Here is a 13,409-nt window from a genome sequence, read left to right as displayed (position 1 = left end):
ATTTTTTTATGCATCAAGGAGAGGTGATGGTTGAATCGATGAATCCTGCCTGCTCGGCTCTGGCTGAGAGTTATCTGTTATCCCTGCCGGTGGCAGCACGGGCTCGTCATGTCTCGGCGGACTACTTCTGTGCTGATGCACACAATGCCAACCTCTGTGCCGCGCTGGTAGTAGCAGGCCGCAAGCGAGCAACCTGTAGCCTCGCTTACTGGTATCTGGAGAAGGGCGAGCGGATGCCGGAACAGGGGGACCTACTGGTGGTGACCGACTGGAGTGGTCTGCCCAAGGCTCTTGTTGAACTGGTGTCAGTCACCTTGTGTCCATTCGATGAGATTGATGCTGCGTTTGCCGCCGAGGAAGGGGAGGGAGATGGCTCTCTGGCTTGGTGGCACGAGGCGCACAAGGCCTTCTTCGAACGCGAGATGAAGGCGGAAGGGAGAGAATTTGATGAGCACGCCACGCTGGTGCTGGAGCGATTCCGGGTAGTGGCGCTGCCATAGTAAACAAAGCGGCAAGCAGGGGATACTTCTGCTTGCCGCTATCACTTTAGATCGCCAAGTCTAACACCATACAGATCTCGCAATCCCCGTGGCCGGTGCAGCCAAGGGGGCCGGGCAGGTGTTCAAAGCCCAGTGATTCATAGAGGTTGGTGGCTTCGCGCAAGACCTCGGTCGTTTCCAGATAGCAGCGCTGATAACCAAGCGCGCGCGCCTCGTCCAGTGCCTGCAATACCAGCCGTTTGCCAAGGCCCAGTCCGCGCAGGGCGGGCATAAAATACATTTTCTGCAGCTCGCAGACCCCCTCTTCTCCCGCCAATGGCGCGATACCACCACCGCCGAGGATGGAACCGTCCGGCCCTTCGATAACCCAGTAGCGACTCTTCTCCCCCTGATAGCTCTGGGAGAGGGTGTCGAGATTGGGATCCGAGACCCCATACCCCTTGTCGGCGGTGAGACCATATTCGGCCGATACGGCGCGGATCACCAAGGCGATCTGGGCATTGTCCGCCGCCGTGATGGGGCGGATCTGGTAGCCCCGCTGGCGACGGGCGCGGGAGAGGGCGCTGCGATAGAGCCGCAGCCCTTGCCACAGCTGCTCCCGCTCGGGCAGGCTCAACTGCGCCAGCATCTCTTCCATCGCCCCGTCCATCTCCCGGTGCAACTCCAGCAGCATCCCCTGACCGTTGACAGTGAGGCGGGCCTCCTTGCTGCGGCCGTCGGAGGGGTGCGGGTGCCAGCTGATAAGCTCCCGCTCGGCGAGGCGTGCCAGCGGACGGCTGGCGTTGGATTTGTCGATGTGCAGCTTTTCTGCCAGCTGCTGGTTGGTAGCCGGGGCGTTTTCCAGCTCGATCAGCAGGTGAGCCTCGATGGGGGTGAGGGCCAGATTGCCGCATTGCTGGGAGAGCATGCCGAGTTCGCGAACCAGATCGCGCGACAGGGCGCGCAGGGGACGGGGATCCATATCGTGGTTTCCTTTTTAGTTGTGCATGACAACTAAAATAGCGTAAAAGTTGTAATTCGCAACCTTTTGCTGTGATGACTTGCAGAATATGGGGTGAGCGGCAGCCCCGTTGATTGGGCTGCCGCAGGTGGGGCGGTCGTCAGGCGGCGGCTCTGATGGCCAGCTCCGGGCGGCGGGAGAAGCAGCGGGCCAGCAGCAACATGGTGGCGACGCCTATGGTACCGAGCACCAGCCAGGGGAGGGCCGGTTGTCCCTGTTGCAGCGAGAAGTCATAGAGGGAGCCGCCGCCCACATAGCCGGTCATGCCTCCAAGCGCCAGTCCGAGGCGGCTGAAGCCCATGTAGCTGCCGCGGGCTGTGGGGTTGGCCAGCCGGGTCATCAGGGTCTCCCGGGCCGGTTCACAGATGATGATCCCCAGATAGAAGCAGGCCAGCAGTACGAAGATGCCGGAGAGGGTGCTGACGAAAGCGACCAGCCCGATCCCCACCGTCATCAGCAGGATACCTGCCATCAGTCGGCTCTCCAGCCGATAGCGCCGCTCGCTGAAACGGGCGATAGGATAGAGCAGCGCCAGTGACAGCGCCGTCTCCAGGCTGTACATCCAGCCCACTGCCGTGGTGGTGCCGGAGAGCTGCTTGACCAGAATGGGGAAAATCAGCATCACCTGTACCCACAGCATGTAGTAGCCACTCAGGATCAGTACCAGTCGGCAGAAGGCGCGATCCGCCAGCACCTGCCCCAACCCTTCCCGCATCGGGGTCGGTTTGACCGAGAGGCGGTAGGCGGGCAGCAGGGTCCAGTTGCAGAGAGCCGCCAGGGTGAAGAGCCCGGCACCCAGCAGGCAGACGTAGGTGAAGTCAAAGCGCAGCAGCCAGCTGCCTAGCAGGGCACCGGTGACGGCTCCCGCACTCTCCAGCATCATCAGCAGGGAGATAAAGCGGCCCCGTTCATGGGGACGGGTGAACTTGATCACCAGTGCCGCCCGTGGCGGGTCGAACAGGCAACCGCCCAGTCCGGAGAGGAAGCAGGAGAAGATCAGCATGGCGCCGCTGTCGGCCCAGGCCAGGGTGGCAAAGCCGACGGCGCGCAACAGCATGCCGGTGACGATGAGCGGGCGGGCGCCAAAGCGGTCGGCCAGCGAGCCGCCGAAAATCCCCAGCCCCTGCTGGGTCAGCTGGCGCAGGCCGAGGGCCAGCCCCACCAGACCGGCCGCCCAGCCGAGTTGATCGACGAAGCGCAGGCTGATCATCGGCATCACCACAAAGAAACCCAGGATCACCAGTGTGGTATCCAGCGCCAGAAACCAGCGTCCCCAAAACCTCGCCCTATCGACCATAACGCCCTCTCATTCACAGATACCTTCATTCTGGAGAGGGTTTAGATATAGTGGTAGACGACAACTACCTATATTTCATATCAGGATTATTTATGTCTATGGATCTGGACGATCTGCAACTGCTGCTGGATGTGGCCGAGCTGGGCAGCTTCAGTCAGGCGGCGGCCATTCGTGGCTGGTCACAGCCGCTGGTGAGCCAGCGGATTGCCCAGCTGGAGGAGAGCCTCGGGGCGCCGCTGTTTCAGCGTCATCGGCGCGGGGTGACGCCGACCCGTGCCTGCGAGGAGTTTCTCCCTGCCGCCCGCTCGGTGCTGGCCACTCTGAGCGAAGGGCGACTGGCACTGCAGGGGGCGCCAGCACTGCCATGTATCCGTCTCTCCAGCCTGCCATCTCTTACTTCGGTGGTGTTTGGCTCGCTATTGATGGAGCTGGTGGATGAGCCGTTCGAAATCCGCTGCACCACGGATCACTCCGGCGAGATCATGCAGTCGCTGCTGACCGGCGAGGCCGATATCGGCTTTGTGCTCAAGCGCCCGCCGGTTGCGGGCCTGCAGATGGAGCTGCTTTGCTGCTCCCCCATTATCGCTATCGCCTCGCCATTGCATCCGCTGGCCGGTTGTCACGGCCTCACCCTGGAGGATATTGCCGACCAGCGGCTGGCGCCTCAGGTGTGGGGACCGGGGTGTGACGTCTTTATCCAGCAGTTGCGGCGGCTGCGGCGGGCCGCCAGCCCCCTGCATGCGGTGCAGCCCGCCAGTGCGGCGCGGGATCTGGCGCTGGAACACGGGTTTATCACCCTGATGCCGGAGCTAGCCATCAAGCGGGATCTGGAGGTGGGGCGGCTGGTCAGGCTCGATGTGCGCAATCTGCCGCAGGAGCATTGGGATGTGATGATGGCGTGGCGCGGTGGCAAGCGGCCCAACCCGGCCCGGGAAACCGTGTTGGCCACCGCCCGCACGCTGGCGAAACGGTGGCGCAATGAGTAGAGCGATGCGGGACAAGGCCCGCATCGGGTGGATCAGTAGCTGGCCTTGAGGGTCACGCCACTGAACGCGGAAAACCCTGACAGCTGCACATGCCAGGTGCCCGCCTTGGGATTGGTGAACGAGCAGCTTTCGTTATTGCCCCCCTTGTAGGGGCGGCAGTCGTAACTGCTGCTGGTGGGGGCGCTGCCAAAGCGGACGTAGAGGTCGGCATCACCGGTACCGCCGCTGCTGCTGATCTGCAGCGACCTGGTGCCCGCCGGTACGTTCAGGGTGTAGTTGAGTTTGCCACCCTTGCTGGCGGCGAGGTTGCTCACCGGCACGCCGTTTTGCAGTACGTTGTCGCTTGGTGGCGGTGTGCTGCCGCAGCTGGCATCGACTCCGACGGTCTGGAAGGCCCGTGCCACATCCGCCTGACTGTAACCCAGGTCGGCGGTCGCCCGGCTGACGCCGCAGGCCCCTTGCTGGTAGTTGGTGTTGGCGCCCCAGTAGAGGCGGTTGGCCAGCAAGAACACTTCAAATGCCTTGCGGGTGTTCCAGCCACTGCTGGTGGCGAGCAGGTAGAAGGCGCGGTTATAGACCCCTGAGCTGTGGTGTACATCCATCCCCTCCTGATAGTCCGCGGCATGGCCGATGGATCTGCCATCCCGGGTCGGATCCTCGAAGTAGCGCAGGGAGCCGTTGCCCTTGAAGATCTGGGCGCCGACCAGCCAGTCGTTGCTCCCCTTCATGTAGAACTCGGCCGCTTCCCCCGCCATATCGGAGAAGGCCTCGTTGATACCGCCGGATTGTCCTGAATAGATCAGCCCGGAGTTCTGCTCGGTAAAGCCGTGGCTCACCTCGTGGGCCGCCACATCGAGGCTCACCAGCGGGTGGAAGGTGGTGGCGCCGTCACCGAAGGTCATCTGGCTGCCATCCCAGAAGGCGTTCTCGTAATTCTTGCTGTAGTGAACCCGCATCTTCAGTTTGAAGGTGAGGGGCGCCGTGTTGTACCAGTTGCGATACATGTCGAACACCACGTTGCCGAAGTAGTGGGCGTCGTTGAGGGGCGAGTAGGCGCCGTTGATCTCCTTGACCCGGTTCTCCGGACAGGTGAACTGGTGGATGGCGCCGCCGGAGGTGGCGTGGTTGAGGTTGATGGTATCGACGTTGGGGCTGGTCATCCGGCAGTTGTCATCCACGATGAGCGGGCCAAAGTCGGTGCCGTAGACGTATTTGCCGGTCTTGATGTTGCCCCCCGGGCCGCTGGCGTCCTTGTGGTTGATCCCCTCCCAGCGTTTGAGCTCCTCACCGCTCTGGGCATCAAGAATGACGAAGGGGCGGCTCGGCTTGTCACCTTCGGCGATGAAGGAGATCTGATAAACCAGCCGGGCCAGCCCGTTCTCATCCTGCATCACGTAGAGTTTGACCTGCTCGTTGCTCCCCTTGCTGCCCGCCTTGGCCTTGCTGGCGGCATCCTGTGGCGAGAGGGTGGCGGCCGGGCTTGCCACATCCTGATCGATCTGGCGCAGCATGCGTCCACTGGCCTGTTGCAGCTGGCCGTTCAGGCTCTTGTCAGCCACCACCACCTGACCCATTACCGGGATGCCGTTCCAGACCTGCTCGTAGCGGATCCGCTGCTGGCCGTTGGGCAGCTTGACCACCCGTACCTGACGAAACTCGCCATCTTCCAGCTGCAAGGTACCACTCGCGGCACTGAGGCCTGTCATGGCCCGGATGCCGTTTGCCGTTACGTTGATCTCTACCTCTTGCGCCGCCAGTGCGGCGCTTCCCCAGCAGGCCAGCGCAACGGCCAGATAAATTTTATTCATCTCTTCTTTCCTTAAATCGATGAGGTTGATAAACCGACCGAAGGTCGGGCGTTTTGAAGCTAGTGCCGGTGGGGGAAAGTGCCCCCTGTCAAAAGTGACAGCGCAGCACAAAGGGGTAGCAGGATCTGCCAAAGTGCCGTTTTGGGGCATTCATCGGCGCCATGTGGAGAGCATTATCCGGTTTCAGACACCCACCCTCCTCTTTTGAGGGAGGAGAGATCGTGCGCAGTCACCCTCTGCGAAGCCTGCCGGATGAGGGCCGTAAAAGTGGCTGGCGCGGCCAGTGGCGATTGGCTACATTGGGTGCTGGTTCGCGATTTGATCACTGATTTGAAAGGAGAATCCCATGTTTTCATGGCAGTTGGACGACGAGCTTGCGCTGCTCTTCTTGCAGCCCGATATGGCGAGCGAACTGTTTGCCCTCTGCAATGACAACCGGGAGTACCTCTCCCAGTGGCTACCCTGGCCGCCACTGATCCAGCGCCCCGTCGACAGCGCCCTCTTCATTCGCAGTGCCATCGAGAAGTTCGCCCGGGGCGAGGGGCTCACCACCGCCATCGAGTATCAGGGGGAGGTGGTGGGGGTCATAGGTTACAACAGCATCGATCACGACCTTGGCAAGGTGGTCATCGGTTACTGGCTGGCGGAGCGCTGGCAGGGTAACGGCATCATCACCCGGGCCTGTCAGGCCCTGATCCACCACGCCTTCGAAGAGATGGGGATGGAGAAGGTGGAGATCAGCGCTGCCACCGATAACGAGCCCAGCAGGGCTGTTTGTGAACGGCTCGGGATGCAGCTGGAGGGGGTGACCCGGCGCGCAGAGCGTCTGGGCAACCGGATTGTGGACCATGCCCACTACAGCCTGCTGCGCGATGAGTGGCTAAGACAGCGGGAGTCCTGATGGCGCTGCCACATATCAAGACGGCCCGCACCCACCTGACCATACTGTCGCCGGATCAGGCCCCCATGATGCTCGACTTCTACCGGCGCAACCGTGACCATCTCACCCCCTGGGAACCGCTTCGGGACGAGCACTTTTACACCCTCTCTTACTGGCATGCCCGGCTGCAGGACAGCTATAGCCAGTTCTTCAACGGCACCGGCGTCAATCTGGTGGCCCTCGATCCGGCTGGCGAACGGGTGATCGCCACCTGCAACTTCAGCAATATCCTGATGGGCGTCTTCAAGGCGTGTCATCTGGGCTATGCCATCGACCAGCAGCATCAGGGGCAGGGGGTGATGGGAGAGGTGCTGTCAGCCGCCATCGACTACCTGTTTCGGGAGCACGATCTGCATCGCATCATGGCTTGCTATATGCCAGCCAATCAGCGTAGCGGCGCCTTGCTGGAGCGGCTCGGCTTCGAGCGGGAGGGATTCGCGCGGGCGTATCTGATGATCAATGGTCGCTGGGAGGATCACATCCTCACCTCGCTGATTAATCCGGCCCCCTGAGCGACAGATAAAAAAACGGGCCCGAAGTTGCCTTCGGACCCGTCTTCGAATGAGGTGCAGGCTTAGTTGGCCTTGGCATCGCTCACTGCAGCTTCAACCTTGGTAGCGGCTTCGGTAGCTGCTTTTTCTACGGTTGCAGTCGCTTCGGAGGTGGCCTTCTCTACGGTAGAGGTGGCTTCGCTAGCGGCTTTTTCTACAGTGGCAGCAACTTCGGCGGCCGGAGCAGCAGCAGGAGCGGCAGCTTTTTCTTCTTTCTGACCGCAAGCAGTCAACATCAGACCCAGGATACCGGCTACCAGTACTTTGTTCATGTGCATTCCCTCAAAAAAAGATGGAGAGATGGTCTGTGCAACCATCACAGCGCCCACCGTTGCCCGGTATTGAAACAAGAAGCCGGGAGGCAGCAGGCGGGCGCAATATAGCCCCATTAGTTACCGATGAAAACGGATATCACAATGACATTTTTTCGTGCCGTGGATAAAAAGCTCCACTGCAACGACTGATATCAATACAAGATGCCGTTAAATGGCGCTAATTGCACAATAAAGCACCACTTTGCTGCCATCTTGTGGCGGTTTAGCAAGGTCAAGGTTGATCAATAGCGGCTGATGACCCGCACCTTAGTCAGACAGCTTCTGACAGGGCAGCCGTTTTCCCTCAAGGTGGCTCTGACGGGCCAGATCCAGCAGCGCCATTACCGCCAGCGCTTCACTTGCTGGCACCGGGTTGCTTCCCTCCCCCTTGATGGCGGCGCAGACACCGCGATAGTAGGCGCCATAATCCCCCGCCTCACCCACCACGCTCTGCTGCTGCAACTGACCATCGACAATGCGGCTGAGCTGACCGGGTTCGCTATCCATGCCCCAATCCGCCGCCGGCGGCCGCTTGCCCAGCTTGAGTTGATCTTCCTGCACATCCATACCGAATTTCACGAACGAGCCCTGGCTGCCGTGGACGATGAAACGCGGCATGGTGGCCGAGACCAGACAGCTGCCATGCAGAATAACCCGCAGAGCACCGTAACCCAGCACCACATGGAAGTAGTCGTCCGCCAGTGCGCCGGGGCGCTGCTCGGCCAGATCGGCCTGCAACCAGTCCGGTTGGCCGAACAGCTGTAGCGCCTGATCCAGTACATGGGGGCCGAGATCGAACCAGAGTCCGGAACCCGGCCCACCCGCTTCGCGCCAGCGCTGGCGCACCTCGGGGCGATAGCGATCGAAGTGGGATTCGAACTGGGCGATCTGCCCCAACGTCCCCTCGGCAATCAAACGGCGCACGGTAAGAAAATCTCCGTCCCAACGACGGTTGTGGAAGATGCTGAGCAGTCGCTGCTGCTTTTCGGCCAGTTCGACCAGCGCTTGCGCTTCGGCCAGATCCAGCGCAAAGGGCTTGTCGATCACCACATGTTTGCCTGCCAGCAGTGCCTGGCGGGCGAGGGGGGCATGGGTGTCGTTGGGGGTTGCGATCACCACCAGATCGACGGTCTCATCGCTTAGCACCTCCTCCAGTGAACCGACTCGGCAGCCGGGCAGATCGGCCTGCACCTTGGCGGCATCGCGGCTCACCACCCAACTGAGGGACAAGCCCGGGGTGGTGGAGAGGAAGGGGGCGTGGAAGGTTTTGCCTGCAAAGCCATAGCCCACCAGGGCTGCGTTGAGAGTGTGGCTCATCGGGAGTTCTCCGCTGACATCGAGTGAGTGGGGTTGCCATCACAGGCTCTCTGCCGGATGGCCATATGCTGTAAAGGCGATACAAACGAGAAGGGGGCCGATGGCCCCCTGAGTGTACCCATCAGAGCACAGGATTTATTGCAAACACAAGCGGCGGCCGCGGCGGGTCATCAGCATCACCAGAGGCGGCAGCAGCAGCCACATATGCAGCGCCAGCTGGCTGAGCGGGTCGTGCATCAGGGCGCCGGTCAGGCCAACCAGAGCGCCGGATCCGCTCATCTGGAACAGGCCGAGCAGGGCGGCGGCGGTACCGGCGCAGTGGCCGAACGGTGCCAGCGCCATCCCGGCGGCAGCGCCCAAGATCATGGCAAAGCCGATGCTGGAGAGGAATACCGGCCCCATCATCGCCAGCGGATGCTCGATGTGCATGGCCAAAGTCAGGGTGATGGCCGAGAGCATCAACACCAGCAGGCCGATGCGCAGGGTGCGTCTTGGCCCTACCTTGGCGATAAAACGCGGCGCCATGAAGCAGGCCAGAATGTTGAGCGCGGCGTTGGCGGTAAACCAGTAGCTAAAGCCGCTCATATCGAGCCCCAATTTCACCATCAGCTGCACCGGTGCGGCGGTGACATAAGCGAGGATCACCGCCATCGCCAGCATGCACAGGGACGCGTTGAACAGGAAGCTGGGGGAGCGCAGCACCGGGCTGTAGCGGGACCAGCTGATGAGGGCCCCTTCACTGCGGGTCTCCTCCGGGCGGGTCTCCGGCATCCGCCACATCAGCCAGCTGCCGACGATGAGCGCATAACCGGCCATAAACCAGAAGTTTGCAGACCAGCCCGCCTTGGCGGTGAGCCAGCCACCGAGCAGGGGGGCCAGCGCAGGAATAAAGCAGATGGCGCCATTGAGGTAGGAGATCATCTGGCCGCTCTTTTTCGGGCCGTAGCTGTCACGTACCACCGAGAAGGCGGCGACCGAAGTAGCGCAGGCGCCGAAGCCCTGCAGCACCCGGGCCAGCATCAATTCACCGAGGCTGGCGGCAAAACCGGCCCCCAGCGCGCTCAGGCCATAGAGCAGCACGCCGCCCAGCGCGATGGGCTTGCGACCGTAGCGATCGGCCAGCGGGCCAACAAGCAGTTGCCCCAGCCCCATGCTGAACAGGAACCAGGTGATGGTGCCCTGCATCAGAGTTACTTCGGCGCCCAGCTGCTCGGCCATCTGCGGAATGGCGGGAAGGTAGATGTCGATAGCCAGCGGACTGAACAGCACCAGTAGTACGAGTAAAAGTATCAATGGCATCTGTCACCTCTTTAGTCAGCCAGGTTAATGAATTGGGGCGCGAGTCTACTGACTCACAGTAATGAATAGAAATGGTATTTAATCACTTTGGTTATTCCATTATGGAAACATGTATTAAAAAGCTGGTTATTAGATGGCGACAAATCCCCCGTAACCCCATCACAGCGGGTGTAATTGACGCTTTTACTAAACGCTTGCGCCGCATAGAATGCGCAGATTATTTTTGCGGAGGTGCTCGATGAACAAGCTTGTCCTGGCAACAGGTAACCAGAAAAAGGTGAAGGAATTGGCCGCCATGCTGGCCGATATGAAGATCCAGGTGATCCCACAGAGCGAGTTTGCGGTCTCCGATGCCGATGAGACCGGCACCACCTTCGTCGAGAATGCCATCATCAAGGCCCGCCACGCCGCCCGCATTACCGGTCTGCCCGCCGTGGCCGATGATTCCGGTCTGGAAGTCGATCTGCTGCAAGGGCGCCCCGGCGTCTACTCCGCCCGCTTTGCCGGTGTGGGTGCCGGCGACAAGGCCAACATCGAGAAGCTGCTCGGCGAGCTGCAAGGTGCCCCCGAGTACCTGAAGAGCGCCCGCTTCTGGTGTGTGTTGGTCTATATGCGCCACGCCGATGATCCCACCCCCATCATCTGTCAGGCGAGCTGGGAAGGGATGATCATCGACGAGCCGCGCGGTCAGCATGGTTTCGGCTATGACCCGGTCTTCTTCGTGCCGGATCACGACTGCACCGCCGCCCAGATGCCCGCCGAGCTGAAAAACCAGCTGAGCCATCGCGGTCAGGCGCTGGCCAAGCTCAAAGCGGCGCTGGCTGCGGCGCACTGAGCCAATTCGCCACCTTGTCGGTTACACACGGTCAATTACACATAGTCATCTACAATGGGGGCCTTGAGCCCCCGTTTTATTGGAAGCCCCATGCTGCAACTGCCGCCGCTCTCTCTCTATATTCATGTGCCCTGGTGCGTCCAGAAGTGCCCTTACTGTGACTTCAACTCCCATGCCCAGAAGGGGGAGTTGCCTCACCTCGAATATGTCGCCGCCCTGCTGGAGGATCTGGATCAGGATCTGAAGTGGGCACAGGGGCGGCCGCTCTCCTCGATCTTTATCGGTGGCGGCACCCCCAGCCTGTTGACGGTGGAGGCGATGCAAGCCTTGCTGGACGGGGTGCGGGCCCGTATTCCGCTCGCCGCAGATTGCGAGATCACCATGGAGGCCAACCCGGGCACGGTGGAGGCGGACAAGTTCGCCGGTTTCCAGCGCGCCGGCATCAACCGTATCTCCATCGGGGTGCAGAGCTTCCAGCAGGAGAAGCTGACCCGCCTCGGCCGCATTCACGGCCCGGAAGAGGCGCGCAAGGCCGCTGCACTGGCCCATGCCATCAAGTTGCCTACCTTCAATCTGGATCTGATGCACGGTCTGCCGGATCAGAGTCTGGATGACGCCCTTTATGACCTGCAGCAGGCGATCGACTGCGCCCCGCCGCACCTCTCCTGGTATCAGCTCACCATAGAGCCGAACACGGCATTTGCCTCCAAACCGCCCAAACTGCCGGAAGATGACACCCTGTGGGATATCTACGAGCAGGGCCACGCCATGCTCACCGCCAGCGGTTATCGCCAGTACGAGATCTCGGCTTACGCCAAAGAGGGCTATCAGTGCCATCACAACCTCAACTACTGGCGTTTCGGCGACTATCTGGGGATCGGCTGTGGCGCCCACGGCAAGGTGACCGATCTCGTGAATCAGCAGATCCTGCGCACCGCCAAGGTGAAGCATCCGAAAGGGTATCTGGACAAGAGTCGCCCCTATCTGGACGAGCAGTGGCAGGTGACGGCAGACGATCTGCCGCTCGAATACTTTATGAACCGCTTCCGCCTGTTTGAACCGGCCCCCAAGGCGGAGTTCGAGGCCTATACCGGCCTGCCGCTGGAGCGGGTGGAGACGGTGCTGACCATTGCCCAAAGCAAGGAGCTGATCGAGGATCTGGGAGATAGTTGGCAGCTTACTTCCCTCGGTCATCGCTATCTCAACGTGCTGCTCGAACTCTTTATGGATGAGTGAGTGGCCTGTTGAGGCGCAACTTTGAGGTGGTGAGTTGGCGTTGCCAAATCGCTTCTTCTGTCAAAACAATCAGGGCGCCAATGGCGCCCTGATTGTTTATGGTCGGTAGAAACCCGATCAGCAGCAGACGCGGATCATCTGCTGTTGGCCGGGCTCCCACCGCTTGCCGAATTTGGCCTTGCGCTGGTAACTCCCCTTGCCCTTCTTGTTGCGCTCGACCCGGCTGCGAAACAGGGGATCGGAGAGCAGGGCATGCAGATGGTTATCCTTTATCTCGCCGCGCTGATGGGCATAGGTGATATCGGGAATTTCATTCATATGTTTATTTCTGTGCTTAATCACAACTAGTCCTCATTGGTTTTGCCTACTTATACTTCTTCAAAAACCAGCGTTTAGTGTCTGCCACTTGAACTACTACCCCTTCATTTTCTAATAGCCCCAGTAACGTTCTTGAAATGTGGCCTTCATGACCCACATGCCCGCCATAAATACCTAACGAACGACCCAGCTCCGCATTCGTGAGTCCAGCATCCCCTGACGCCTCAAGGGCTAAATAAACTGCACTTTTTAAATCAGCAATTGCAGACTGAGCCAACTGATAAGCTTGATAATTCATCTTTTTATCTCGTGAAATTTAGTTATAGAGACTTCGCGTTTGGCAAAGCCCCCAATTTTGATTGCGGAAGAGGTTAAAAATGCGGCGATTTTGTCACCAAATCGCCGCCGGAGCAATGCGTCGGGCGTGCCGAGTCAGTCACACTGAGCCAGGCAAGCTCAGTCAGGCATACCATGTCAGCCGTGAACCGGGTCATGCTGGTCGTGGCTGTGATGCTCGTGATGGGCCGGGGCGCCAGATTCCAGCGTCTCGAGGATGGCGCAGTGCTCCGCCGAGCGCGGCCCGCCGCAGCAGATATTGGAGAGCTCGCGTAGGTTGTCGCGAAAGCGGGTCAGTTCGATGATCTTCTGCTCCACCTGGGCCAGCTTGGTGTCGGCTACCGCTTTTACCTCCTGACAGGTGACTTTGGCCTTGTTGGTATCGAGGTCGAGCAGCTCGCCAATATCGGCCAGCGAGAATCCCACCGACTTGGCGCGGATAATAAACTCCAGCCGCCGCTTGTCCTGTTCGCTGTAGAGGCGGTAGCCGGATTCGTTGCGGATCCCCGGTGAGATGAGCCCGTTCTTCTCGTAAAAACGCAGGGTATCTGCCTTGACCCCGCACGCCTTGGCCAGTTCACCGATCCGATACATGCTCTCTCTCCCCTTGAATGTATGCCGCCACAAAAACCGGAATCCACTATCACCCCTTTGCCCATGGATTGCCAGCCA

At 60.4% G+C, this 13,409-nt stretch carries 15 protein-coding genes; 6 read left to right on the top strand and 9 right to left on the bottom strand.

Translation table 11 applies throughout. The features are described from left to right. Positions 1-26 precede the first annotated feature (26 nt). On the top strand, positions 27-500 hold the full coding sequence (locus ACTG19_RS09580) for an ASCH domain-containing protein (RefSeq protein WP_088870136.1): 474 nt from the start codon (positions 27-29) through the stop codon (positions 498-500). Between the two features lie 46 nt (positions 501-546). On the opposite strand, the gene ACTG19_RS09575 is transcribed toward ACTG19_RS09580, so the two are convergent. Then, positions 547-1,461 carry a bifunctional helix-turn-helix transcriptional regulator/GNAT family N-acetyltransferase gene (locus tag ACTG19_RS09575; protein WP_139440872.1) on the bottom strand — a complete coding sequence of 305 codons (915 nt, stop codon included), beginning with the start codon at positions 1,459-1,461 and terminating at the stop codon, positions 547-549. A 139-nt stretch (positions 1,462-1,600) separates the two neighbouring features. Further along, complete coding sequence (mdtH, locus tag ACTG19_RS09570; protein WP_005340523.1) at positions 1,601-2,797, bottom strand: multidrug efflux MFS transporter MdtH; 1,197 nt, start codon at positions 2,795-2,797, stop codon at positions 1,601-1,603. A 92-nt stretch (positions 2,798-2,889) separates the two neighbouring features. Between mdtH and ACTG19_RS09565 the strand changes: the two genes are divergently transcribed. Continuing rightward, positions 2,890-3,783, top strand: coding sequence for a LysR family transcriptional regulator (locus ACTG19_RS09565; protein ID WP_113740128.1), 894 nt, complete (start codon positions 2,890-2,892; stop codon positions 3,781-3,783). Positions 3,784-3,815: 32 nt separating this feature from the next. Here ACTG19_RS09565 and ACTG19_RS09560 read toward each other — a convergent pair whose 3' ends face one another. Continuing rightward, positions 3,816-5,591 (bottom strand): M4 family metallopeptidase, encoded by a 1,776-nt coding sequence (locus ACTG19_RS09560; protein ID WP_113740129.1) that lies wholly within the window; start codon positions 5,589-5,591, stop codon positions 3,816-3,818. A gap of 346 nt (positions 5,592-5,937) precedes the next feature. Here ACTG19_RS09560 and ACTG19_RS09555 point away from each other — a divergent pair, with 346 nt between their 5' ends. Together ACTG19_RS09555 and rimJ are read left to right on the top strand one after the other, a co-directional pair. Then, positions 5,938-6,492 carry a GNAT family N-acetyltransferase gene (locus tag ACTG19_RS09555; protein ID WP_005340529.1) on the top strand — a complete coding sequence of 185 codons (555 nt, stop codon included), beginning with the start codon at positions 5,938-5,940 and terminating at the stop codon, positions 6,490-6,492. Further along, positions 6,492-7,043, top strand: a complete 552-nt coding sequence (rimJ, locus tag ACTG19_RS09550; RefSeq protein ID WP_088870132.1) for a ribosomal protein S5-alanine N-acetyltransferase — start codon at positions 6,492-6,494, stop codon at positions 7,041-7,043. The genes ACTG19_RS09555 and rimJ overlap by 1 nt, the downstream gene beginning before the upstream one ends. Positions 7,044-7,105: 62 nt before the next feature. Here the strand turns inward: rimJ and ACTG19_RS09545 are convergent, their stop codons facing one another. From ACTG19_RS09545 to ACTG19_RS09535, 3 genes are all read right to left on the bottom strand, one after another. Continuing rightward, positions 7,106-7,354, bottom strand: coding sequence for a hypothetical protein (locus ACTG19_RS09545; RefSeq protein ID WP_005340533.1), 249 nt, complete (start codon positions 7,352-7,354; stop codon positions 7,106-7,108). 309 nt (positions 7,355-7,663) lie between these two features. Further along, entirely contained in the window at positions 7,664-8,713 is a 1,050-nt protein-coding gene (locus ACTG19_RS09540; protein WP_113740130.1) for an oxidoreductase, read from the bottom strand. A 135-nt stretch (positions 8,714-8,848) separates the two neighbouring features. Continuing rightward, a complete protein-coding gene (locus ACTG19_RS09535) occupies positions 8,849-10,012 on the bottom strand; it encodes a multidrug effflux MFS transporter (protein ID WP_162628430.1) in 1,164 nt (387 codons plus the stop codon). A gap of 238 nt (positions 10,013-10,250) precedes the next feature. Here ACTG19_RS09535 and rdgB point away from each other — a divergent pair, with 238 nt between their 5' ends. Beyond that, complete coding sequence (rdgB, locus tag ACTG19_RS09530) at positions 10,251-10,847, top strand: RdgB/HAM1 family non-canonical purine NTP pyrophosphatase (RefSeq protein ID WP_005340539.1); 597 nt, start codon at positions 10,251-10,253, stop codon at positions 10,845-10,847. A 90-nt stretch (positions 10,848-10,937) separates the two neighbouring features. Continuing rightward, positions 10,938-12,083: a radical SAM family heme chaperone HemW gene (hemW, locus tag ACTG19_RS09525; RefSeq protein ID WP_113740131.1), complete on the top strand. Its 1,146-nt coding sequence runs from the start codon at positions 10,938-10,940 to the stop codon at positions 12,081-12,083. 117 nt (positions 12,084-12,200) lie between these two features. Here hemW and ACTG19_RS09520 read toward each other — a convergent pair whose 3' ends face one another. From ACTG19_RS09520 to zntR, 3 genes are all read right to left on the bottom strand, one after another. Then, a complete protein-coding gene (locus ACTG19_RS09520; RefSeq protein WP_113740132.1) occupies positions 12,201-12,401 on the bottom strand; it encodes an alternative ribosome-rescue factor A in 201 nt (66 codons plus the stop codon). Between the two features lie 46 nt (positions 12,402-12,447). Then, complete coding sequence (locus tag ACTG19_RS09515) at positions 12,448-12,699, bottom strand: hypothetical protein (RefSeq protein WP_162628431.1); 252 nt, start codon at positions 12,697-12,699, stop codon at positions 12,448-12,450. Between the two features lie 176 nt (positions 12,700-12,875). Continuing rightward, positions 12,876-13,331: a Zn(2+)-responsive transcriptional regulator gene (gene zntR / locus ACTG19_RS09510; RefSeq protein WP_005341244.1), complete on the bottom strand. Its 456-nt coding sequence runs from the start codon at positions 13,329-13,331 to the stop codon at positions 12,876-12,878. Positions 13,332-13,409 lie beyond the last annotated feature (78 nt).

The organism is Aeromonas sp. 3P (genome assembly GCF_051919745.1).
Taxonomy (GTDB): domain Bacteria; phylum Pseudomonadota; class Gammaproteobacteria; order Enterobacterales; family Aeromonadaceae; genus Aeromonas; species Aeromonas veronii.
Note: the sequence above shows the minus strand (reverse complement) of the source record. Positions and strands in the feature narration are given on the sequence as shown.

Coding starts and splice junctions, on each gene's coding strand:
- ACTG19_RS09580 (WP_088870136.1), top strand. CDS start 27: ATGGTTGAATCGATGAATCCTGCCTGCTCGGCTCTGGCTGAGAGTTAT.
- ACTG19_RS09575 (WP_139440872.1), bottom strand. CDS start 1,461: ATGGATCCCCGTCCCCTGCGCGCCCTGTCGCGCGATCTGGTTCGCGAA.
- mdtH (WP_005340523.1), bottom strand. CDS start 2,797: ATGGTCGATAGGGCGAGGTTTTGGGGACGCTGGTTTCTGGCGCTGGAT.
- ACTG19_RS09565 (WP_113740128.1), top strand. CDS start 2,890: ATGTCTATGGATCTGGACGATCTGCAACTGCTGCTGGATGTGGCCGAG.
- ACTG19_RS09560 (WP_113740129.1), bottom strand. CDS start 5,591: ATGAATAAAATTTATCTGGCCGTTGCGCTGGCCTGCTGGGGAAGCGCC.
- ACTG19_RS09555 (WP_005340529.1), top strand. CDS start 5,938: ATGTTTTCATGGCAGTTGGACGACGAGCTTGCGCTGCTCTTCTTGCAG.
- rimJ (WP_088870132.1), top strand. CDS start 6,492: ATGGCGCTGCCACATATCAAGACGGCCCGCACCCACCTGACCATACTG.
- ACTG19_RS09545 (WP_005340533.1), bottom strand. CDS start 7,354: ATGAACAAAGTACTGGTAGCCGGTATCCTGGGTCTGATGTTGACTGCT.
- ACTG19_RS09540 (WP_113740130.1), bottom strand. CDS start 8,713: ATGAGCCACACTCTCAACGCAGCCCTGGTGGGCTATGGCTTTGCAGGC.
- ACTG19_RS09535 (WP_162628430.1), bottom strand. CDS start 10,012: ATGCCATTGATACTTTTACTCGTACTACTGGTGCTGTTCAGTCCGCTG.
- rdgB (WP_005340539.1), top strand. CDS start 10,251: ATGAACAAGCTTGTCCTGGCAACAGGTAACCAGAAAAAGGTGAAGGAA.
- hemW (WP_113740131.1), top strand. CDS start 10,938: ATGCTGCAACTGCCGCCGCTCTCTCTCTATATTCATGTGCCCTGGTGC.
- ACTG19_RS09520 (WP_113740132.1), bottom strand. CDS start 12,401: ATGAATGAAATTCCCGATATCACCTATGCCCATCAGCGCGGCGAGATA.
- ACTG19_RS09515 (WP_162628431.1), bottom strand. CDS start 12,699: ATGAATTATCAAGCTTATCAGTTGGCTCAGTCTGCAATTGCTGATTTA.
- zntR (WP_005341244.1), bottom strand. CDS start 13,331: ATGTATCGGATCGGTGAACTGGCCAAGGCGTGCGGGGTCAAGGCAGAT.